Source organism: Bartonella sp. DB5-6 (genome assembly GCF_000278115.1).
Classification (GTDB): Bacteria; Pseudomonadota; Alphaproteobacteria; order Rhizobiales; family Rhizobiaceae; genus Bartonella; species Bartonella refiksaydamii.
The window spans coordinates 1-24,046 of record NZ_JH725116.1; the positions used below are offsets into that span (position 1 = coordinate 1).

A 24,046-nucleotide genomic window follows, 5' to 3' on the forward strand; every position below is an offset into this window, starting at 1 on the left:
AGTGTCAAGAAGCGCTTAAATAGCCCGTTTTGTAAACAGTATAAAAATAGTCGCAAATGCCAGCCTTAAGTTTTTCTGCTGGTGATGATCAACAATCCCCCATTCTTGCTTTTTCTTGGAATAGCGGGATTGTTTCTTCAATCCACCATCTCAATATTGTTCACCGTTGTTTTAAACAGCGGTGACAGAAAATATCAACAGGCTTACGATCCTTCTCGTCGTAAAGAAACCCATTGAAGGAGAGGGAAAATGAAAAAAATCTTAAAACTGTTGAGCTGCATGGCTTTATTAAGTATGGCTGGATGTCAGTTAGGAACTCCTCCCCCATCAACATTGGTTTTATGGGAAAAGTCTGGAACAGATAGGGCTGTAATTGAACAATCACTTTTAAAATGTGGCTGGAAACCGGTTTATGCTTCTTCTAGTGATATGAATTCGTACGCAAGTGAATTTGCTTCAGTTTATGAGTGCATGAAAAAAGCAGGTTTCCGATATAAATTGCAAGATTCAAAAGGGATTTATTTTACACAACCTCCGAAAAGTGACTCGTTCCTAACCGATCTCATGATAGCTGGATATCAGAAATTTATGGATAATGACACTTTTGGTCTAAGTAATACGAGCAAGAAGGAACGGGCCATGATAGCTCACTTTGAGAATGAAAGAAAACGTCAACAAACAAAAAAAGCTTTACAAAAGCGACCATCAGTGTCGCATACATCCTCAAAGGTGGCTCCTTTACTCCCAATAAGGTGAAGCTCATTAGAGTCCAGATTGATAATGACACTGTTGCCAATCTGGACTGTTTGGGTATTCTTGTCAGTGATTACTGACCGAGGCTTACTCGATATAAAAATATTTACTCTAATATTAGCACAGATGCTATTGTCACAAGAACTGATTTTGGTGATATACTTTATATGATTCTTCTTAACTTCAGGATAGTAAATGTTCTACTTTATCTTGGATTCTTTTTCATTTTGGTACTTTTTTCTTTTTTAGAAGCCTAGATATTTTTCTTTATCAGCATAAGCTTAATAAGTCTATTTTTTATGTTTGCTTCATAATAAAATACAAAACAAGTTATCAGTGCAATTGTTTATCAGGTAATAATAAATTATTTTCATTTATTTTACACTTATTGTATTTTAATTTATAGCTCGTTTTCTGCCTGCATTTTTTCTGAAAAAAGGACTTTTGAAGAAGAATGATGATTAGAGAATCTAAAAATCGCTTATATTTATTTGCTTTTACAGCAGCTATTTTTCCTTTTTTATCTAATATAGATGTTGAGGCACGCCCTTTTTCGTCCATATCATTTTTGTGTGGTGAAGGTAAATTACCTTATAGGTGCAGTGATGGTGCAGAACATATAATTACTGATAAAGTATATCAGTTCGTTAAATCTTCTGAAAAAGAGAGTGAGAGAGAGAATTCCTTTACATCGTCGGCTGTTATCGTAGCACAGGAGCCGAATACAGTTATCCAAGCAACGCGTGTACAAATTAACGGTATTGATGGTGTAAAAAGTACTTATGGTATAGTTGCTTCGCAAGGAGGAAAAGTTGTTTTAAGCGATTCAACTTTGAAGAATATGTCAATAGGATTTAGAGCTAACAATGGAACGATAGAGGTAAATCGCGGATCAGTTCAAGCTACTCAGATGGGTGTTTATGCAGAAAAGAAAGGAACATCTGTTATTTTAGTGGATGCAAAAATAAAAGTGCATGGTCAAGGCAGCGGTCAAGAGAGTGCTCTTTTCAGTGGTTTTGATGCAGGTATTAAGATGATGGGTGGGCTGATTGATGTGACAGATGCAGCTGCGCTATATGTGGGATCAAGGGGGAGTGCAATTTTAGATAGTGTTAGTATTACTTCAAAAAGTCAAAATACAGCGGATAAAGAAGATGATGTTGCCCATGCAGTTTTAAATGTAAACCAGCACAGCTCTACTTATTTAAAAAGTAGCAGTGTTATTGCTCGTGGTGTTAGAGGTTTATGGATCGGATTAGATGCTAACGCACAATCAAATGTGGGCCAAGAAGGGAATATTTTAGTTTCGCGAGTTAATATTGAAGATTCAAAAATTATAGTGACAGGCGGTAAGTATGGTATACACTTTAATATAGATAAAGGAAATAATAGCTACCAACAAGGAATTGTCCTTTTGAAGAAGGCGACTTTTGAAGTTCCAGATGGTACAGCTATTCATAGTTATAAAAGTAGTAGTTATATCGGAGTAACAGAAGGGACGAAGATCTCTGGTGATTTATTGTTAACAGCTGAAAATGGGGCTTCTATGGCGCTGTTGGCTGATTCTTCTTCACTTATAGGGGGCACTCGCGTCGCTGATGATTCTGTTGCTGAACTTTATTTGACAAGAAAAACAAAATGGATTTTAACAAAAAGAAAAGAGATAAATCCACAAGCTTCAAATCGTGTTGTTTCATCCATTTCGTTTGTAAAACTTTCTGACAGTATTATTGCTTTTGAATCCCCAACGTTTCAAGAGTATCAAACACTCCATATTGGAAAGGGAGGAGAAGAAGTTTTCAATGTGCAGGGTAGTGCACATCTTTATCTCAATACGTATCTCAATAGTGATGGATCGCTTGATAACCAAAAGAGTGACCGGCTTTTGATTCATGGAGATGTCTCTGGCAAAACTATAGTCCATGTGCAATTTGTTACAGGAAATCAAGGAGAAGTAGAAGGCAATGGAAATGCTAAAAGTATTTCACTTATTCAAGTTTCTGGAAAAGCGGCAGAAGATTCTTTTCAATTGAGTACTGCTTATATTGCATTGGAAGGTTTGCCTTACCAATATTATCTCCATCCATATGGTCCAGATTCTTCTCTTGGAAATGCACGTGTTTCTCAAAGATTAGTGAAGGGCAATGGAGATTTTTGGGATTTTCGCCTCGAAAGTAAATATGTTCAGACTGCTCTTGATGTACCTATTGTACTAAGGGTGAGAGATGTTGTTCCGCAAGTGCCGTCTTATCTTCTTTTGCCTAATGCTTTGTTTCATGCTGGATTGATGGATATTGGTAGTCAAAACAAGCAATTGGAAACTATGCGATCTGTTTCTGTCCGTCCGTTAAAAACTGATGGCTACCCCACTTTATTTGTTTCCAGTTACGGCGGAAGTTATCGTTATGTTTCAGATCTTTCTGCACTTGAATATGGTTATAGAGGCAATTTTGATTATAATGCCATGGGGGCAGGTGTTTTGTTGAAAACAATTGAGGGGGCATACAGTACGGCATCTTTTGGAATCATGGGGACTTATGGGAAGGTTTCTTTTCGTCCTCGGGATGTTAAACAAAGTAAAAAAAATACATTTCATAAATGGTCAGTTACAGCGTATGGTAGCGTGGAGCATAACACTGGTTTTTATGTAAACGGTCTTTTATCCTATGGTTTGTTTAAAGGTGATATTTTTACCTTTGCACGGGGAAAGACGGCGACATTAAAAGGAAATCCCTTAAATGTATGGTTCTCTGCTGGCAGAACGTTTATGATAGGGTATGGAGGTGTTATGTTTGATCCACAAGTTCAGTTTATTTATCAGAATCTTCAGTTTCATAAGGCACATGATCGTGATGGATTTGATATTGAGATGAAAAAAATTGATCAATGGTTGATGCGTGTTGGAGGGCGTTTAACCAAAATGTTTGCAACATTTGAAAAGGATCGCCACATTTCCCTTTATGGTGAGATTCGTATTGCTAATCATTTTGGTGGAAAGCAATTTGTGCGTTTTAAAGATTCTTTCCAGTTAAGTTCTTTTGGTTCTTCTTTAGAAGCTGGTTTGGGTATCAATTCACAACTGTTTTCAAAAATTACACTTCACAGTGATCTAACCTACCAGCATAAGCTTACTAAGGCCGGTTTTTCTGGAGTTCGTTTTACTGGTAGATTGAACTATAGTTTTTAAAATTAGTTCAGAAAAAAGCTAAATCTAAACAAATCTATTATTATTTTGGAGAATATAAAATGTAATAAGTTAATATTATCTCAAAATATTTTTTTATGTTAACTGTTTTGTAAAATTTTTGTAACTACATTATAAGTAATTATTTAACACTTATTTTTTTTAATAGCTGTATATTGGATTTTTTATGATGTTTCGTGAGTATAGGAAGAATAATATAAATATATTGCGTATGAATCACTTCTTATTCGCTCAGCAATGTTAGCAAGTAGGAAGGCTTTATACTGAATAGATTGTCTATTACCAAATCGATTTGATTGCGCAATAAAAGGTATAGCGGTAAGTCTATGAAAAAATAAGAAAAATGAGGCTTCGAAGGGCATAATCAGTTTTCGTGATTAATTATCACCATTAATATCATATCTGGATAAGCTAAAAAACATCTACCTGTAATGAGGCAACTCTAAACAGCAAAGTTCACTTTTACTATAGCCACTTCCCAAATAATCAATAAAAATTTTTCCTCATAAAAGTATGTGATAGGGAGTCCTTAAATCGTTTATGTTCACTTGGTTGACAAAAGCTATTTTGATAGATTTTGTGCTCTATAGGAACGCCGGCGGGCAATTTTCCGTATCCCACCGTCTTCATTACGTCGTACAGCATAACAATACTGCTGATTGGGAAATACATTCCGTTGCATATCGCGTACGATAGTAGCAGCATGACCATATGGTGCTACACAATCAATGAACCATACATATTCTCCACCATGCCAATCGGCATTGGATAAAAGCTCTCCTTTTTCAAGCATAGATTGATGATTTTTCTCATCTAAAAAAGCCCAAGTGATAAAAGCACAAAATTCTTCATGCTCATTTTTATAGAGTTTGTATTGTCCAGTTCGTAAGGCTGGTCCTACATTAAATTCGATATCCCAAATCCGCCAGCGGCGGTGTAAGGGGGATTGAAGCATTAAAATCACCATAGCTCCCAAAGCTGTAAAAGGGGCTATGAGTGATGGTGATGTATTTTCATTTACACACATTATCTTTCCTTTAGAGATTGTTCTAAAATTTTGGTGATAGGCTCAAAGAAATAGGAAATTAAGCGTCGTTTTGAGGTAATGACATCCGTTGTCACAGTCATGCCAGGGATAAATTTAAGTTGTTTGTTATTCAAAGTGATGTGATCTTGGTCAATTTTGATTAAAACAGCGTAGACACCATTAATTTCTTTATTATAGCGCGCTGTAGCGCCTACATTAACGACTGTACCGTGGATAACACCGAAACGTTCAGGCGGAAAGGCAGAAAACTTGATGTAAGCACGTTGGCCTTTTTCTAAAAAACCAATATCTCGATTATCAAAAAACGCTTCAATAATGAGACCGCCTGTACCAGGGACAATACGCATGAGCGTTTTACCAGCTTCTACAAAGCCGCCCAAAGTATGGATACTTAAATCATCGATACGTCCATCAACAGGTGCATAAAGTGATAAGTGGTCAAGACGGTATTGAGTGCTATCAAGTTTTGCTTTTAATCCTTGAAGATTCAGTTCTGTTTCACGCGAAAGTTGCCGATAGCGGGCGATTTCATCGGAAATGAGGCTTTGCCGTTGTTGGCGGAGGGTGTTTATTTCGGCGATATTTTCTTCTAGGCGTCTTTGATTGGTTAAAATTTCATGCTCGACATTTTTAAAGTCATGTAAACGCTCTAAATAAACGGCTTGGCTAATGACTTTTGTTTCCATCAGGCTTTTTGCAGCTTTTAATTTTCCTTGGCTTAATTGACGGTCATCTTCCAACCTATCTAATTGCGCATGTTGTGTTGCACCGCTGCGCTCGACGCGGTCCGCTTGTGCTTTTAGCGCTATTAATTTATCTTGGAGAGATTGAAGGGTAGCGCTAATGAGTTTTTCCCCTTCTATTCTTGCAGTATCGTTATTGGAGGGAGGAATTTGCAAATAAGCCAGTCCTTTTGTTACAAAATCTTTATCCAAAGGATTGCTTTCGCTCAGTGCTGCTAAAATAGCAGCAGCAATTTGCGCTTGAAGAGTCTGTTGAGCTATATCGGCTTGAACCCGTGCGCGCTCATTTAAGGCTTCACGGGGATCTAATTGAATAAGGAGATCACCTTGATGAACAAATTGCCCTTCTTTTACAAGGATTTTCTCAATGCGTCCTGTATTTTGCGCTTGGACCAGCTGAACATAAGCGGTAGGAATAACCGATCCTTGCCCCCGTGCAACAATTTCTGTTTTTGCGATAAAGCTGCCGATCACAATAAAGAGAAATAAGGTGACCAAAACAGCAACCACCATATGAAGCGTTGGCGATAAGGGACGTAAGCGTGGTGTCTTATCTGCCATTTTTTGCCTCCAAATCATTGAAATTTAATATGGTTGCGTTCTGAGGAAAAAGGTCATGTTTATGGGTAATGACGAGAACCATGCGCTCTTGCGAAAGTTTATATAAATACTCAACAATCTGTGTGCTAGCAGCTTCATCTAATGCGGAAGTCGGTTCATCCAAAATAAGAAGGCGCGGGTTTATCAAGAAAAAACAAGCCAATGCTAGGCGTTGGCGTTGTCCACCTGATAAAAAGCCACCTTGCTCTCCTACCTAGGTATTGAGTCCTAGAGGCAACTGAGCAATCAAATCATGGCAAGCGCTAGCATATAGTGCAGCGTCAATTTCATCTTTAGTGGCATCTGGTTTGGCAAGAAGCATATTCTCAAGAATGGTTCCGGAAAAAAGGCAAGGATTTTGGGGAAAATATGCGATTGTTTCACGCACGCTACGGACATCAAAATTCTGTAAAGGTTGTGCGTTAATCAATATCTTTCCGCTTGTTGGGTGGTAGAGACCACAAAGGAGCTTAGCCAAGGTTGTTTTTCCACACCCTGAAGGACCAAGCAACATAATGGGTTGCCCAGGTTGTAAAGATACATCAAGATGATTGATAATTTTCTTTTCTCCATAAGAAAAACACATATCTCTGGTTTCAAGATGGGGCGTTGTAGTGAGTTGAAGAGATGGTTTTTCCTTTTCCCATTCTGAAGGGGAGTTAAGAATATCACCCAAACGAAGGCGAGAGATTTTTAAATGTTGCCATTCTTCCCATAAAGACGCAAGGCTTAAGATAGGACCAGAAACATTGCCAGCGAGGAGATGAAAAGCAATAAGTTGCCCTAGCGTAATCTGATTTTGCAGTACTGCTTGAGCACCAAAAAAGATAATAAAAATGGTGAAAAGATCGCCAAAAATATGGCTCAATGCCCCATTGAGAAGATGTAATTTACTGGTTGTAAGGCTTTGATCCAAACTACGAGCTAAAGTTTCTTGCATACGTAGCGTATGAGCAGCTTCTTTTACATGCGCTTTGATGGCTTCAAGATTGGTAAAACTTTCAATAAGGCGTGATTTATGGGCCGCTTGCAGGGTGAAAGCACGGCGTAATTGGCGGCGTAAAAAAGGACCAACCAACGCTAAAGAGCCCATTTGTAAAGGTAAAATGATAAGGACAATAAAGGTAAGTTTCGGACTAATGGAAAAGAGTGCAGCAAGATAAATGATTGCGAACAGAACATTCAATACAGTTGTTGCAATAGTTCCCGTTAAAAAACCGCGAATTGTATCAACTTCTCCAATACGTGAAAACAGTTCCCCTACTTGCCAATGACGTAACGCAGGCAGGGAGAGGCTTAAAAGATGGGTATAAATGCGACGCGCAAATTCTAGAGTCAGCCTATTGGCTAAATAAGCCCCTAAATAACCTGATAGAGTGCTAAGAGCCGTGCTAAACAGCATGATAGCAACCATCAAGACAACGATAGCATAAAGACTTTCCGCACGCTGGAAGGGCAAGATACGGTCAATAATTGCCTGAAAAATAAAAGGATTCACCAAGCCAAGTAAGCGCAAAACAATGGCTACACAACTGAGTTCTATGACATAATGAATATATTTCTTGGTAGTTTTAGTAAACCAAGAGAAGGATACTAGCTTTTCGGGTGAATTGCTCATTTGAATTTATGATTTTGTTTAAGAGAAAGAGCGATTGATGTCGCATATTTAAACAGTATTGTAAATAGTATTATTACTAAACAATAAATACATTTTTGTATGAATGTAATATAAACATAATGTATTTATATTTTATAAATAATTTTATCACTATTTTAAAAATTATGTTTGACATTAATCTAAAACGCGTGATAACCACTTAAAACGTATCATGTCGATACGGTTTTTTTAATAGATATTAGGAGAATAAAATGGGAAGTTCAAGCTCAGCACGTGATTCAGATAATTCATGTAGCCCTTCTGGTCTTCTTAGTGCAGCGCATTCAGCAGGGCAAGTAGGTTATTCGGTAGGATCGCATATAGGTGAAGTTGGAGGAGTTATATTAGGAGGAGCTTCAGCGATAGCGCTTGCACCTGAAACAGGAGGTTTAAGTCTTTTAGCGGGTGCCTTAGGAAGTGCTGCAGCGGGAGGCTATGTGGGGTCAGCACTCTATAGTGGAGCGGGTTATTTGCTTGGGGCTGAGGCAAGTCTCGCATATAATGCTTATCAATGTATGAAGTAATTTATAAAATATCTATGATATTTTTCTAAAATAATAACAGTTTTGTAGACATATTTTAATTAAATATGTCTACAATTGTTGATAAAATAACTTTCAGTTATATATATTTTTATTTGGAAATTTTGTTTGTTATGAATATTTTTAATACTATTGTTGAGTTATTCGTATCAATATGTTGCTTGAGTCTATTTATATCTTTGTTCGAATTATATTATCGTTCTAAAGGATATAGTAAAAATGATCTTAATAAGAAGTCATTAATAAGAGTAATTTCATTTTTTATATTATTCTTTATATTGTTTTATTATATTAAGTTTTATGTAATTAATAATTTACTTTAATTAACTATTTTATATATAAAAGGTGTAAAAATAATCTAATAAACAACTATTATTTGTAATAGTTTATATTATTTTAAATGGAATCTATTATGGCTGATATTATTTTTATTATTAAAAACGCTTTATTTGCAACAAATATTTTTGTGCTTTTGAGTATACATTTTTATAAATTAACTTTTCCTACTTGGTGGCAGTCTATAAAATTAGGATCAATTATAATTATTGTGTACTTTATAATATATTTTGGACTTTATTATTTAATAAACTAATATTAATTTCTCATAAGAGTGAACAGTATTCATAATTTTTGAAACTCTACAAAGTGGATAATGAAAGCCTCATATGAGGCAAGTGAGTGCTATTTGTGGATATTATTGAAATATTTGTATATTTTAGTTTTTAATTGTTATGGTGGGCATTATTGATGTGGATGGATTTTATTAATTTTATTGTAAAATTGTTGCATTCAATCCTGATTGTAATTACATTTACAATTTCAGTTTTTTTGTACTACGAATCTAAAGGCTATAGTCAAAAAGAGATTCAGAAAAAACTATTATTACTAGTAAAGTTATTCTTTATATTGATGTCCATAACATCTTTTATAACATTATTTATTGTTATATTTTATCAGTTTAATTTATTTAATAATGTATTAAATTTTATAAAATAAAGCATATATTTTTACAAATATCTTTTGAAAAGTAATAAAAGAGAGAAAATAAGTGGGGAAAAGATGTTGAGAATCTATAATTAATACTCCGCTTTCCAATTTCGTTACCGCTTTTGCATTTAACAATGCATTAATTGCATATGTAATCCATTCTTAAATTTTGTTTAAAACGTATAGTTAACAGTATTTTGATCTGTTATTGCATGCCTGTACTGATTTACAATAAAAGTGTCTGAGACAACAAAATATCACAATATTAAACGCTTTCATATATAAAACTCCTAGTTGTTCTTATTGCCAAATAATCTATGCATATCAACGTTATTTATACTTTTCCTATACGAAATGCGTATGTGAGCTAATTTTTGTAACTGATATCTTTATCTATAATGAAAAGATCTACTGGTTGATTTGGATATCTATAAACTTTGTATAGTCCCCCCCCAAAATATGTAATAGTACAATCTTACGGTTATTATGGATTTTATTCTTATAAAATGTAGAAGCATAAAGATATGCATTACAAATGGTTGCGAAGAATTGCTTTTATAGGGAGTTATTTATTTTCTTTGCAGTTTACAATTTTTTTTATCATTTTATCTTAAATAAGAGGATGTGTATTAATTTCTATTTCTTTATTTGATTTATCCCTAAAAGAGTGGAGTTATAATGATGTCAAAAAAAGTTATGATCGTGGAAGATAATGAACTTAATATGAAATTGTTCCGTGATCTTGTAGAGGCGAGTGGCTATGAAACCGTTGAAACGCGTAATGGTCTTATGGCATTAGATTTGGCTCGTTCATCAATGCCTTCTCTTATCCTTGTGGATATTCAGTTGCCAGAGGTATCAGGGATTGATGTCATTAAACAATTAAAAGGGGATGAAGAGCTTAAATCTATCCCCGTTGTTGCTGTAACAGCCTTTGCTATGAAAGGGGATGAAGAGCGAATTCGTGAAAGTGGATGTGAAGAATATATGTCAAAGCCTATTTCTGTTCCTCATTTTATTACAATGGTAAAGCAATTCTTAGACTGAAAACTTGTTAAATGATAGTAGAAAAAGATACAGAAAAAGCGAATGAGTAATTGCCACTATTCGTGAAAAAAGCCCCATCGAAAACGAGGCTCTATATGTCGCGCGAAAACTGAAATTAGCGCTTTGAAAATTGGAAAGAACGACGCGCTTTTGCTTTACCGTATTTTTTACGTTCGACAACACGACTATCACGGGTAAGAAATCCACCTTTTTTCAAAATCGTGCGAAGTTCTGGTTCGTAATAGGTTAAAGCTTTGGAAATGCCATGGCGTACTGCACCGGCTTGTCCAGAAAGACCTCCGCCTGCAACGGTTGCAACAATATCAAACTGAGTATCTCTATTTGTTGCAACGATTGGCTGACGAAGAATCATTCTAAGAACAGGACGAGCAAAATATTTGTCGAATTCCTTATTGTTAATGATGATTTTTCCAGAGCCTGGTTTTATCCATACGCGAGCAACAGCATCTTTACGCTTTCCTGTTGCATAGGCACGTCCTTGTGAATCAAGTTTTTGCACGTGGATAGGAGCGACATTTTCATGAGTCTCTGCAATATTTGTCACTGCACCAAGCTCAGAAAGAGAATTAATTTCAGCCATAATTAAGCAATCCTTTTATTTTTGCGGTTTAAAGCACCAACGTCAAGAGCTTCAGGCTGTTGTGCCACATGCGGGTGTTGGCTTCCAGCATAAACACGCAGATTCTTCAGTTGGCGACGGCCAAGTGGTCCGCGAGGAATCATGCGTTCCACAGCCTTTTCAATAACGCGTTCGGGAAAACGTCCTTCAAGAATCTGACGCGCTGTACGTTCTTTGATTCCACCAATATAGCCGGTATGCCAATAATATTTTTTATCTGTATATTTTTTACCGGTAAGAGATATTTTGTCTGCATTGATCACAATGACATTGTCACCATCATCGACATGTGGAGTAAATGTAGCTTTATGTTTGCCACGTAAGCGATTAGCAACGAATGTGGCAAGACGACCTAAAACAAGGTTTTCTGCGTCAATAATAACCCATTTTTTCACCACTTCAGTTGGCTTTTGTGAAAAAGTTGCCATAGAAGTATCCTCTATTAAATCCCTTTAAAACATAAGGGAATTTTTATTGCTTTGCATTGAAAATTGCTATCATAGCGAAGTATTTAACGTATACCACTTTCCCTGATATAATGTCTTTTGATTTACGTCAAGAGAAAATAAAAACTTATAAAACAGTACTTTATAATTGAGGTATTATAATACTATGCATTGAGAATTATTGATGCACTTTTAAAATGAGAATGGACACTGCAAAAAAATGTTTTATCTTTAAGTCCTGATTGTATTTTATTCACCTTCATTATAGAATGAGCAATAATGCAGCGGTCTCCTTATTTTCTCAATGTTAAATCTTCTGCTTGTGGTCAGGCGTGGTTAGATGCTTTGGATATTCAAGGGGTAAATAACGCTCGTGCTATTTCTCAAAAATTTGGTCTTCCGGATCAGTTAGCGAGGGTTCTCTCAGCAAGAGATGTGGATGAATCTGAAGCTGTTGCTTTTATCAATCCAACGTTGCGCACGTTAATGCCTAATCCAGAAAGTTTTAAAGATATGCAATGTGCAGCAGAGCGTATTGTTAAAGCTATTTTGAATCAAGAGAAGGTTGCAGTTTTTGGTGATTATGACGTTGATGGTGCATGTTCATCAGCATTGGTAGCGCGTTTTTTCCGTTATTTTGGTATGGAAGTAAAAATTTATATTCCTGATCGTATTGTTGAAGGATATGGCCCAAATGAACAAGCAATGAGAATGCTCGTGCAAGACGGCGCCCATTTAATTATTACCGTTGATTGTGGCGCAAATAGTCCAGATGCAATAAAAGCAGCAAGGCTTGCAGGCGCTGATATTGTAGTTTTAGATCATCATCAAATGTCAGAGGTTCATCAAGAAGCTATGGCTCTCGTCAATCCTAACCGTCCTGATGATTTTTCTGGACAGGGGCATTTATGCGCTGCTGGCGTTGTTTTTGTTACTTTAGCGTGGGTTCATCATTTATTGCGAAAGAAAAAATTTAAAGGAAAGCTTCCTGACCTTCTAAGTATGCTCGATCTTGTTGCGTTGGCGACTATATGTGATGTTGTTCCATTACAGGGCGTTAATCGTGCTTTTGTAGTTAAAGGGCTTCAAGTTGCGCGTTCCATGCATAATCTTGGGATAGCAGCTCTAACAAAGGTTGCGCGTATAGGTGAGCCACTTAATAGCTTTCATTTAGGTTTTTTATTAGGTCCTAGAATTAATGCAGGAGGTCGTATTGGAGATCAGGCTTTGGGGGCGCGTTTGCTCAGCTGTGAGGATAAAGAGAAAGCTGACAGGATAGCAGAACAATTGAATCAGCTTAATCAAGAACGCCAAGAAATGGAAGGCATTCAATTAACACAAGCGGAATTTCATATTGATTCTCTTTATCAAGAGAGTGAAACACCACGGTCACTTGTCATTGCTCATCAAGAATGGCATCCAGGAATTATTGGTATTCTCGCATCTCGCTTAAAAGAGCGTTTTTTTTGTCCTGTTTTTGCAATTGCTTTGAAAGAAGATGGGAGCGGTGTGGGATCAGGACGCTCAATGAGTGGTATAGATTTAGGTGCACTTGTTCGTGAAGCTGTTACATTAAATTTATTAGAAAAGGGTGGGGGGCATAGTATGGCAGCAGGGATCACAATCCAATCGAAAAAAATTGAAACTTTTAGAGAATGGCTAGAAGATAAAGTCTCTTTAATGGTTTCGCAGTTGCGTGCTAAAAAGTCTCTCAATATAGATGGTTGCCTTTCTGCCTCTGGTGCCAATAAAGAGCTTTTTGAGATGATAGAAAAAGCAGGTCCATTTGGTTCAGGGAATAATACACCTGTTTTTGTTCTTCCCTCTCATCGGCTCATTCATTTGAGTGAGGTTGGAAAAGGACATCTTCGCCTTGTTATTTCTAATATTGAAGGAAAAAAACTGCAAGGAATAGCTTTTCGTGCTGTAGGAACAGCGCTTGGTGATTTTCTTTTTGCAAATATTGGTGAAACAATCCATTTGGCTGGTAATCTTAGTTTGAATTATTGGAATGGGACAATTAATCCACAACTGCGCGTGATTGACGCCGCGACGGTGGTTTGAGAGGGAGACCTTTAAAAATTAAATGTCTAGATTGGAAGCAAAAGTAGAATTTTCTTGTATGAAACGAAACCGCGCTTCTGGTTTTGTTCCCATGAGGCTTTCTACGGTGTTTTTAGTTTCTTGCATTTCCATTGTATCAATAGAAACACGTAGCAGTGTCCGTTTTTGAGGATGCATGGTCGTTTCTTTAAGCTGTTCAGCGCGCATCTCACCAAGTCCTTTGAAGCGTCCAATTTCGATTTTAGCTTTTCCATTAAATTCGGTCTTTAGTAATTCATCCTTATGGGTGTCATCACGTGCATAAGCGACCTTTCCTCCTTGCGATATTCTGTAAAGGGGAGGCACGGCAAGGTACAAATGCCCTTGACGAATAAGATCGGGCATCTCTTGAAAAAAGAAGGTAATGAGGAGAGAGGCAATATGAGCACCATCAACATCCGCATCGGTCATAATGATAATACGTTCATATCTGAGATCTTTTTCACGATACTTAGAGCGCGTTCCACATCCAAGAGCAAGTATAAGATCGCCAATTGTTTGGCTTGAGTTCATTTTCTCGTGTGCGGCGCTTGCTACATTTAGGATTTTTCCACGAAGAGGTAAAATTGCTTGATTTGCCCTGTTCCGCGCTTGTTTAGCGGAACCACCAGCAGAATCACCTTCAACAATGAATAATTCAGCACCAGCGGCAGAGTTTTGACTACAATCTGCAAGTTTACCGGGGAGACGTAATTTACGTACAGCAGTTTTTCGACTTATTTCCCTGTCTTGGCGCCGTTTAACGCGTTCTTCAGCACGTTCAACAACCCAATCAAGAAGTTTTGTGGATTCTTGTGGAGAATTTGTCAGCCAATGATCGAAAGGATCACGTATTGCATTCTCAACGATACGCTGTGCTTCGATTGTTGCTAATCTGTCTTTGGTTTGTCCAACAAATTCAGGATTTCTGATGAAGACTGAAAGTATTGCAGCCGTTGAAATCATAACATCATCGGATGTAATGATAGAAGCACGCTTGTTGCCTATTAACTCAGCGTAGGATTTCAATCCGCGCAAAAGAGCTTGGCGCAATCCCATTTCGTGTGTTCCCCCTTCTCCGGTGGGGATAGTATTGCAGTAAGACTGTACGCAGGCATCGCCACCATGCCAAGCGATAGCCCATTCGACGGAGCCATGGCCATTACATTGTTTTGTTTTGCCAGAAAAAATTTCCGTCGTTACTCGATATTCATTTTTCAGAGATGAGAGTAAATAGTCTTTTAGTCCATTAGGGAAGTGAAAAACAGCTTTTTCAGGAATATTTTTTGTTTCTTCAAGTATGATAGGATCGCAATTCCAGCGAATTTTTACGCCGCCAAAAAGATAAGCCTTAGAGCGTGCCATCTTATAAATTTTTTCTGGATCAAAAGCTGCTTTTTCACCAAAGATTTTACTATCAGGATGAAAACGAACGCGTGTGCCACGACGATTATAAACATAACCCAAATCTTCCAATTCAGATTGAGGAATACCACGCGAGAAGCGTTGCCGATAAAGTTTTCGTTCTCGTGCTACTTCGACTTCCATATCATCGCAAAGAGCATTAACAACAGAAATTCCTACCCCATGAAGCCCACCGGCGGTTTGATAAGCTTTTCCATCAAATTTTCCACCGGAATGGAGTTGTGTCATAATGACTTCAAGAGTAGATTTATCAGGCATTTGAGGATGGTTTTCGACAGGAATACCACGTCCATTATCTGTAACGGTTAAATAACCTTCTCTATCTAAGGATATATCAATTAAGTCTGCATAACCAGCAACGGCTTCATCCATGGCATTATCAACAATTTCGGCAAATAAATGATGAAGTGCTTTACTATCTGTTCCACCAATATACATTCCAGGGCGTAAACGTACAGGCTCTAACCCCTCGAGTACTCGAATGGAGAAGGCATTATAGCTATCATCCTGCGTATTTTGCGTACTTTTTTTCGAAGCTATTGCTTCTAAATTCATTGGGGATTGCAGATTTTTTTCTTTTGTATTTACCCGAGATTGCGCATTATTTAAAATACTAAAAAGATCCTTGCTGTCATCGCTCATGGCGTTTGATTATCCACCTCATAAAATAAATTCTTAAATAAGAGTAAATTTTATGCCTGTTTTTTATTTAAAAATCAATACACTTAGGAAACATCAATTGTTGGGCCAAAAATTGGTTCAAATGCTTGTTTTAGAGCAATGTCAATATCGTGCATTGTTATAGGAAAACCTAAGTCAAGGAAGCTTGTTACACCGTGATTTATGATTCCACAGGGAACAATCCCTGAATAATGCTCTAAATTCGGATTAACATTGATGGAAACTCCATGAAAGCTTACCCATTTGCGTACACGAATGCCAATAGCCGCGATTTTATCTTCGCAAGAGAAATCGCTTTGTGTAGAAGAGCAATTGGGATGTTTAACCCAAACACCAACGCGGTCTTCACGGCGTTCACCTTTAATATTAAATTTCGCAAGCATTTGTATGATCCATTCTTCTAAAGCACTGATAAAAGCACGGATGTCTTGTTTCCGGCGTTTAAGATCAAGCATAATATAAGCAATACGTTGACCTGGACCATGATATGTAAATTCACCACCACGACCTGCTTCATAAACAGGAAACAAATGAGGTGCTAAAAGATCTTTTTTGTTTGCACTTGTACCAGCTGTATAAAGGGAAGGATGCTCAAGAAGCCAAATTTGTTCATGCGCATTTTTTGCAAGAATGTTTTCTACACGCTCTTGCATATAACGTAGTGCTTCAGGATACTCGACTAAGTTATTACTTATTTTCCATTCAACTGGTGGATTATCGAGGATTGTTTTAAACTGATGTGGTAAGTGATTACGGTTAGCATGTTTCAATTTAAGTGTCATTAGCAATATTTATCTTAATATTCGAGTTCGTATTATAATAAGTAAAAGAATTGCAGAGTAAGATATGAAATTGTTTATTAAAATTGAGATAACACAATAATGAATTTTATTTTAAGAAAATTCGCTATACTCAAAAAGATGCACTCATTTTACCATCTTCCTGTTGCTCCACCACCACCTGATGATCCTCCACCACCTCTAAATCCTCTGCCTCCTGAATGGTTACCATAGATTTCACTAGAGCGTCTGCCTGCAGCATTTAAATTTAAAAACCAAGGTGTGAAGATTATACCCATCCATAGATATTTTTGTGGACCTACTTTTTTACCAAAAATCATTGCAAAAATAGGTAAAGCAACTATTACGAAAAGGATTAAAAACATAATTGTATTGATTACCATTTCTTCTTGTTCAGCTTGTTTACGTTTTTCTGCAACAGTTTTAGCTTTTTCCTTGATTCGAAAAGAAAAATCAGAATCATTTTCTGTAATAACTTTGATAATTGCATGAACAGCTTCGACAATTCCTTTTTGATAATTTCCTTCACGGAAATTGGGAAGAACGAAGTTATTAATGATGACTGAGGACATAGCGTCTGTTAGCTCTCCTTCCAAACCATAGCCAACTTCAATACGTACTTCGCGTTCATTTGGTGCAATGACGAGTAATACACCGTTATTGATCTGTTTTTGACCTAATCCCCATGTGCGAAAAAGAGAATTGCTATATGTCTCTATATTGTTTCCTGAAAGGGTAGGGAGAGTTACAATAACAATTTGATCCCCTGTTTGCTCTTCGAGTGCAGCCAGTTTTTCTGTTAAATTTTTCTTTGTTACATTATCAAGCAAATGAGCTACATCATTGATATAGCCAGTTAAGGGAGGAAATTTAGTCTGCGAGTAAGTGACACTTCCTAATACAATGACCAAATATAGAGCGCTCAAAAAAGCCCATAAGTATGGAAAAAGATTGCGTTGTATAGAATGTCGAAATGATTTCATTAATTAAAATTGACCTTCGGTGTTTGTTGGCTATTGGTATCGATGGTAAAAGTTGGTATAGGTTTAGCATCACGAAACCATAACTTTGCCCAAATCATTGTTGGCATTGTTTTCAGTGCCGTATTGTAGACACGTACTATTTCGATATAATCGCGGCGCGCAACAGAAATACGGTTTTCAGTCCCTTCTAGTTGTGACTGAAGAGCAAGGAAGTTCTGATTTGCTTTAAGATCAGGATAGTTTTCGACAATAGCCATAAGACGTGAAAGTGCGCTTGATAAATTGGCTTGATTATTGAGATACTGTTGCATTATTTGTGGGTTATTCAACATATCGGCATTAATGTTTATTTGTGTTGCTTTGGCACGTGCTTCAATAACGTTAGTAAAGACAACTTGTTCATGAGCTGCGTAGGCTTTGACAGTTTCTACAAGATTGGGAATAAGATCTGCACGGCGTTGATATTGATTTAACACTTCACTCCATGCTGCATGTGCTTTTTCTTCATTTGTTGGGATTGTATTAAATCCGCAACCAGTTAAAAATGGTATTAAAAATACCAAGAAAACAGCACTTGAAAATTGCCTTAATATCTTAACCATAGGATAAGAAAATATTATTGAAGCAGTTTGTACATTTAACATAAAGATATCTCCATAAATATTTTACCTATTATATAGGATGTATCTTTTCTATAAAAAGTATTTTAAATTTTATAAATAGGAATTTTATGATAAAATTCATATCGGTGTTGGTTTTTATGTTTTTTGTTATGCTTAAATATTTATTTTTAAATTAAAGTAATAATTATAAGAATAATATCATTAAATACAAACTAATAATTTATAATGTTATTATAAATTATTAGTTTGTATAATTGAAGTATATTAGTCTTTTCTGCCTTTTTATTTATAAACCTCTTATTTTTTATTGATAATAATTAGAGAAAAATTTTTGGATGAGCTTAGAGGCTCTGGAAATGAAAATTCTGAAATCTTGCTTTAAAAATATAAATGAAGAGCAATATTTTAAAAGGCAAATATTAGGTGCTTTCTTTGAGAAAGCAACGCATTAATTAAATTTGTACTTGAGAGGTTTATATCATAAAAGCAATAAAGTTTTACCGCTGTGTGTAGAGAAATAATCAGATACAGCAATCCTCTTCTTACAAAGACTTTGAAGAGAAGTTCTTGTTTGTAATAATTGTAGAGAAAAATCTAAAAATTGTTGTTGGACTCATATTTATTTTTCTGACAGGATTTGTTTTAAATACTAACATTTTTAGGTAGAATCTTACGCAAACTTCGTATTGATCACGCCAACGTCTTTTGGGTAGGGCTGAGAGATTAGCTATATCTATAGCGTTTTTTATCTTCCGTAGAGATGGATAAAAAGTCTGTTTCTTTTAGAATGGTAAAAAAGATAATAGAGCTCTATGATTGAAATCAAGAAACGGCAGCATTGTTGCGAAAAGAAGTAGATGCTTATCGTGATAATTTTACAATAAAGTCTTCAAATCTGTTGTGTCGTGAAATTTTTGATATGCTTGTTAGAACATTTGTATGGTTTTTCAAATGGTTAAATAATTTTTAGAAAAAGATTGCAGACAAAGGATATGTTTTGTAGAGGAGTGTCGGCAGATCTTATTCCCTTGAGTTATTTGCTCATCCCTCTATCTAAAAAATACCAATAAAAACAAATTGTTATTTATAGAAAGAGACATTTTTAATTCTTTGTAGCGTGTACGGTTACCAAATGCTTGTGTTACGTTTTATTATCTGATAGCTTTCCTCTTTAGAAAATGACTTTGCTGCGTGTGAGTTTCAGTTTTGGGGATGGATACTTAAGCGAGGATGGATTTACATTCGCTATAGCGCCCTATTAAATCTCGAGGTTTTTTCGTTGAAAGAAAGAGTTGCTGTGGTGTGTTTTTACTGTCTATTTTCATAATTGCAAAGCAATGATGGATGTTGGAATTTTGCAGGAGTTATAGTCAGTTATGTCTTTTAGGGGATGATGAATTTTGTTGCTACCAGTTAAAAGGTGTGTTTCATTGTGTATTCTTTTATTGGGTACAATATCTTTGGGAAGATAAAGAAATTTGTCTTTCTTATTGCTATTTTATTTCTGTTGACCCGTTTGGTGTTGTATATAGAAAGAATTTCCTTTTACGTTTAACTTTCGAAAGATTAAACGTTTTTTTATGGAGTACAGAGTGCTCGTGAAGATGTTTACTTGGTTTTTTCTACCTATTCAACTCAGTTTTGATAATATAATAAGGAGTGAGTGTGCATTTAGGAGCTGAATTTTTGAGGAGATACGATTATTTTTAATGCAGTTTAAAGGAGTGGATTAGTAAAAAAACTATGAAGCTTTGTGCAATGATGTCGCAAAAAGCTTATAGTTTAGATGATTGGTTTGAGAATTAAGATAGAGCTTATTGGAATGGGCAAAGGGATATTGTAATGCGTATATGATACTGGCTGGTGGAAGCTATGTTGTGTGCTTTCTGTGGTTTAATTGAGATTACGCTGGTGAATTTAAAGGCAAATGGCTTTGTATAGGTAGCCAAATTCTTTAAGTCTTTGTTATTGTAAATTTACGCTATCATTTCCCAATAACTAATTAATACAATAACATTTAAAAGGAAAAGTCTATGAACTTGAAAAGACAAATATTAAAAGGCAGCAGTTCTTTTGTTTCTGTTTTTATTGCACTGGGGATGTTTGTGCAACAAATTTCAGCAAAAACACCTGCCGATACCCTCGTGATGGCTTGGAATCTCGATGCAATCAATACATTTGATCCCGCGAAAATCAGTGACGTTTATGCAAGTGAAATTATTCTCAATGTTTGTGATAATTTGGTTAGCACGGCTTCAGATGATCCAGCAAAAATTGTTCCTTCTTTGGCAACCCATTGGGATGTTTCCGGTGATGATCAGAGTACGGTGATTACTTTTCATTTGCGCGATGGTTTGAAGTTTAATGATGGTCGACCTGCTAATGCTAATGATCTTATTTGGAGCATGAAGCGAGTTGTTAAGTTAAAGATGGCTAATGCGGCAATATTTAATGAATATGGGATTACAGAACAAAATATTGATTCTGCTTTTCAGGCACCGGATGAGAAAACGGTGGTGATCAAATTTGATAAGCCTTATCCCGTAGAACTTATCCTTAATAATATTGTTGCCAGTCGTGCTACTGCATTGCTTGATCGTGAAACGATTATGAAACATGAAAAAGATGGTGATATGGGAAACCAATATTTAGCTAGTCATGCTGCTTGTGTTGGTCCTTATCAGTTAAGTAGCTGGCGCCCTGGAGAAGCCATTTTGTTGCGTGCAAGTCCTAACTATTGGGGTGAAGCACCTAAACTTAAGAAGATTTTAATTCGCCATGTCGCAGAGCCCGGAACGCAGCGCTTATTATTGCAAAAGCACGATATTGATGTTGCGCGCAATTTGACACCTGAGGATTTGGCTGATCTCCAAGAAAAAACGGATATTAAGGTTGAAAAAGTGTTGGAGCCATCCATGATGTATTGGGGATTTAATATGACAAATCCTATTTTTGCTAATGAGAAAGTGCGTTTAGCGATGCGCTATCTTATTGATTATGAAGGTCTTGGAAAAACAGTTCTCAAAGGTGTTGGTATTCCACGTGCAAGCTTTATTCCACTTGGTAATTTGGGAGCTTTGGATGAAAAAGAAGGACAACCCTTTAAACTTGATCTTCAAAAAGCAAAGCAGCTTTTAACGGAAGCAGGCTATTCGAAAGGTTTTGAGGTGAATTTTTTGGTAGGGAGCTCTCCTTATGCGTTGTCAATTGCGCAATCTCTTCAAAATAATGCAGCAAAGGTGGGCGTGCGTCTTAAAATTGAACGTTTGGCAGGTACGCAGTTATTTTCAAAACTTTACGCACGTGCTTTTGATACAATTTTTGTCGGATGGAATAATGATTCTGCAGATCCTCATACAATGGCTTCACGGCTTATTTACAATCCTGATAATCGGTTTGAGGCTAAAAATACAGCCTATCCGAGTTGGCAACATGGTTTTTTAGACACAAAGATGAATAAAAAGGTTGATGAAGCATTGTTTCAAAAAGATCCACAGAAACGAGTAGAAATATATGCTGACTTGCAGCGTGAACTCATGCAAAAAGGACCTTACGCTTTTATCTTTCAGAAATATAGCGTTGTAGCTATGACACCCGATATTAAAAAATGGGTTTGGAATAGTGCGCCACGTATTTTTTATAGTGCAATTGAAAAATAAGCGCGTATTAGGTATTATAAATACGAAAAGAGCGTGATCATGATGTAAACGATAAGAAATATTTTCCCCCCCCTCCGCAGAGAGTCTTTGTGAAAGCTCTTAAAGCTCTTTAAGGCATGAAATTGGGGGGAGGCTTTTTGTTCAGTATATAATGAAGGTTAGTTTATGGGGGAAGTGATTTTGATAAGTGTGAAAAGGCATATTTTTGGAGATCTTTATTCATCTTGATACAATAGAGTATGTATTCTGATTATAGGTTGATGGTTAAGAGTTTGTTTTAGGGATGTTTGATAAGCGATGTTAATGTTTTTCGCTATGTCGTTAAAAAGGTGAAGGAAAGGCATTAGAAACACTTTGTGTGAGAAAAATTAAATAAAATGCAAAAAAAGGGGTGAAATGAGAAAAAAAAGATTATTAAAAGGCTTTTGTATTTTGTTAAGCACAATTGTTTTTTTTAACGGCTCTCTACAATCAGCATTCAGTGCATCATCTAAAGATACATTGGTGATGGCATGGAATATTGACTCAATTAGCAGTTTTGATCCTGCTCAATCTGTTGAGGTTGTAACGAGTGAATTATTGATGAATATTTGCAGTGCGTTAGTAGAGTATGATAAGTATGATCCTACAAAAGTTCGTCCTGCTATGGCCCAATCTTGGGATGTTTTAGATAACGGTAAAAGAGTTGTTTTTCATCTTCGTGATGATTTAAAGTTTGATGATGGAAGGACGGCGACGGCGCACGATCTTGCATGGTCGATGAAACGGATTATTAAATTAGGATTGAGCTATGCTCAATCTTTAATGGATTACGGATTTACCAAAGACAATATCGAAACAAATATTAAAGCTCTTGATGATAAAACTTTACAACTGAAATTAGATAAATCCTACCCTATCCAGCTTATATTGACTGTTATTGGGCAGTCCTATGCTTCTGCTTTACTTGATCGGCAAACAATTGAAGTAAAGAGTGTTAATGGGGATATGGGTAATAAATATTTAGCTACGCATTCAGCTTGTGTTGGACCTTATAAATTGGTACGCTGGACTCCAGGAGAAAAGGTTGTCTTACAGGCGACCAAACATTATTGGGGAGATGTGCCTAAAATTAAGCAGATTGTTGTGCAGCATGCTGCTGATTCAGCGAGTCAGAGACTTCTTTTGGAAAAAGGTGATGTGGATATAGCGCGTGATCTCTCTTCAGAGGATGTTTTGGATATCGAAAAACAGGGGGGGGCCGTTAAGATTAGCCGCGTTTTGCGACCACAGATTGTTTATTTGTCGTTGAATAATAAGAATGCGGTTTTTTCTCATGAGAAAGTGCGTTTGGCGATGCGCTATCTTATTGATTATAAAGGTCTTGGAAAAACTGTTTTAAAGGGTATTGCGATTCCACGTGCGACTTATATGTCATTAGGTATTCCTGGCGCTTTGAATAAAAAAGAAGGATTGCCGTTTAAGTTAGATTTAAAAAAGGCAAAACAATTGATCAGTGAGGCTGGTTATCCTAATGGTTTTAAGGCTAATCTTTTAGTTGGTAGCCTTAGTTATATGTCGTCTGTTGCACAATCTATTCAAGCCAATGCGCGCAAAATCGGTGTTGAACTTACAATTGAAAAAATGGCACAAAATCAGTTACTGAGCCGCGTGCGTGGTGGTAATTATGATACTGCTATTATGGGGTGGGGGAGTGCTGATCCTGATGGACATCCCGCTTCATTAAATCACGTTTTTAATCCTGATCCAACATTTACAAAAAAGCATAATATGTATTTGGCTTGGCGTGCTGGATATTATGATGAAAATGTCAATAAAATGGTAATGGATGCTTTGTTTGAGCAAGATCAAAAGAAGCGTATTTTGCACTATCGTGCTTTACAACATTATGTGCTTGAACATGGTCCTATGGTTTATTTATTTCAGACATATTATACTGTTGGTATGGGGGCTGAAGTGAAAAAGTGGGTTTGGAACAGTTTTAGATTATACTACAATGATGCAGAAAAATAAAGGTGTGCGTTGTATGAAGAAAGATTGTAGAGAGTTCTTGATGAGAATTTGCTTGATATTTTATAAAAAGGTATGAGCTTTATGTTTAGTAGCTATGGAGGGGGATATTATA

The 24,046-nt window shown here is 36.4% G+C and carries 16 protein-coding genes and 1 pseudogene; 8 read left to right on the plus strand and 9 right to left on the minus strand.

The window, feature by feature from the left end; genetic code table 11:
• Positions 1-56 precede the first annotated feature (56 nt).
• The 3 genes from MCO_RS11485 (at position 57) to MCO_RS02570 (ending at position 3,940) form a co-directional block, all read left to right on the plus strand.
• On the plus strand, positions 57-185 hold the full coding sequence (locus MCO_RS11485) for a hypothetical protein (protein WP_256364616.1): 129 nt from the start codon (positions 57-59) through the stop codon (positions 183-185).
• A gap of 64 nt (positions 186-249) precedes the next feature.
• Positions 250-756 carry a hypothetical protein gene (locus tag MCO_RS02565; RefSeq protein WP_007552427.1) on the plus strand — a complete coding sequence of 169 codons (507 nt, stop codon included), beginning with the start codon at positions 250-252 and terminating at the stop codon, positions 754-756.
• A gap of 454 nt (positions 757-1,210) precedes the next feature.
• Complete coding sequence (locus MCO_RS02570; RefSeq protein ID WP_007552428.1) at positions 1,211-3,940, plus strand: autotransporter outer membrane beta-barrel domain-containing protein; 2,730 nt, start codon at positions 1,211-1,213, stop codon at positions 3,938-3,940.
• Positions 3,941-4,520: 580 nt separating this feature from the next.
• On the opposite strand, the gene MCO_RS02575 is transcribed toward MCO_RS02570, so the two are convergent.
• From MCO_RS02575 to MCO_RS09995, 3 genes and pseudogenes are all read right to left on the minus strand, one after another.
• Entirely contained in the window at positions 4,521-4,985 is a 465-nt protein-coding gene (locus MCO_RS02575) for a toxin-activating lysine-acyltransferase (protein ID WP_007552429.1), read from the minus strand.
• The gene (locus MCO_RS02580) at positions 4,985-6,310 is read right to left on the minus strand and encodes an HlyD family type I secretion periplasmic adaptor subunit (protein ID WP_007552431.1); all 1,326 of its coding nucleotides are present in this window, start codon (positions 6,308-6,310) and stop codon (positions 4,985-4,987) included. Before MCO_RS02580 ends, MCO_RS02575 begins: the two co-directional genes overlap by 1 nt.
• Positions 6,300-7,967: pseudogene (locus MCO_RS09995) on the minus strand (peptidase domain-containing ABC transporter). Before MCO_RS09995 ends, MCO_RS02580 begins: the two are co-directional and overlap by 11 nt.
• Positions 7,968-8,218: 251 nt before the next feature.
• Here MCO_RS09995 and MCO_RS02590 point away from each other — a divergent pair.
• Together MCO_RS02590 and MCO_RS02600 are read left to right on the plus strand one after the other, a co-directional pair.
• On the plus strand, positions 8,219-8,530 hold the full coding sequence (locus tag MCO_RS02590) for a hypothetical protein (RefSeq protein WP_007552435.1): 312 nt from the start codon (positions 8,219-8,221) through the stop codon (positions 8,528-8,530).
• A gap of 1,686 nt (positions 8,531-10,216) precedes the next feature.
• A complete protein-coding gene (locus MCO_RS02600) occupies positions 10,217-10,582 on the plus strand; it encodes a response regulator (RefSeq protein ID WP_007552438.1) in 366 nt (121 codons plus the stop codon).
• A 115-nt stretch (positions 10,583-10,697) separates the two neighbouring features.
• Here the strand turns inward: MCO_RS02600 and rpsI are convergent, their stop codons facing one another.
• A complete protein-coding gene (gene rpsI / locus MCO_RS02605) occupies positions 10,698-11,183 on the minus strand; it encodes a 30S ribosomal protein S9 (RefSeq protein WP_007552439.1) in 486 nt (161 codons plus the stop codon).
• A 2-nt stretch (positions 11,184-11,185) separates the two neighbouring features.
• Positions 11,186-11,650, minus strand: coding sequence for a 50S ribosomal protein L13 (gene rplM / locus MCO_RS02610; protein WP_004860454.1), 465 nt, complete (start codon positions 11,648-11,650; stop codon positions 11,186-11,188).
• A 297-nt stretch (positions 11,651-11,947) separates the two neighbouring features.
• Between rplM and recJ the strand changes: the two genes are divergently transcribed.
• Positions 11,948-13,732 carry a single-stranded-DNA-specific exonuclease RecJ gene (recJ, locus tag MCO_RS02615; RefSeq protein WP_007552440.1) on the plus strand — a complete coding sequence of 595 codons (1,785 nt, stop codon included), beginning with the start codon at positions 11,948-11,950 and terminating at the stop codon, positions 13,730-13,732.
• Positions 13,733-13,750: 18 nt separating this feature from the next.
• Here recJ and parE read toward each other — a convergent pair whose 3' ends face one another.
• From parE to MCO_RS02635, 4 genes are all read right to left on the minus strand, one after another.
• Positions 13,751-15,817 (minus strand): DNA topoisomerase IV subunit B, encoded by a 2,067-nt coding sequence (gene parE / locus MCO_RS02620; RefSeq protein ID WP_007552442.1) that lies wholly within the window; start codon positions 15,815-15,817, stop codon positions 13,751-13,753.
• Between the two features lie 83 nt (positions 15,818-15,900).
• Positions 15,901-16,638 (minus strand): lipoyl(octanoyl) transferase LipB, encoded by a 738-nt coding sequence (gene lipB / locus MCO_RS02625; protein WP_007552444.1) that lies wholly within the window; start codon positions 16,636-16,638, stop codon positions 15,901-15,903.
• 149 nt (positions 16,639-16,787) lie between these two features.
• Positions 16,788-17,639 carry a YgcG family protein gene (locus MCO_RS02630; RefSeq protein WP_007552445.1) on the minus strand — a complete coding sequence of 284 codons (852 nt, stop codon included), beginning with the start codon at positions 17,637-17,639 and terminating at the stop codon, positions 16,788-16,790.
• The gene (locus MCO_RS02635; protein WP_007552446.1) at positions 17,639-18,283 is read right to left on the minus strand and encodes a LemA family protein; all 645 of its coding nucleotides are present in this window, start codon (positions 18,281-18,283) and stop codon (positions 17,639-17,641) included. The genes MCO_RS02630 and MCO_RS02635 overlap by 1 nt, the downstream gene beginning before the upstream one ends.
• A 2,012-nt stretch (positions 18,284-20,295) precedes the next feature.
• Here MCO_RS02635 and MCO_RS02640 point away from each other — a divergent pair.
• Entirely contained in the window at positions 20,296-21,921 is a 1,626-nt protein-coding gene (locus MCO_RS02640; RefSeq protein WP_007552447.1) for an ABC transporter substrate-binding protein, read from the plus strand.
• A 396-nt stretch (positions 21,922-22,317) separates the two neighbouring features.
• Positions 22,318-23,934 carry an ABC transporter substrate-binding protein gene (locus MCO_RS02645; RefSeq protein WP_007552448.1) on the plus strand — a complete coding sequence of 539 codons (1,617 nt, stop codon included), beginning with the start codon at positions 22,318-22,320 and terminating at the stop codon, positions 23,932-23,934.
• Positions 23,935-24,046: the final 112 nt, after the last annotated feature.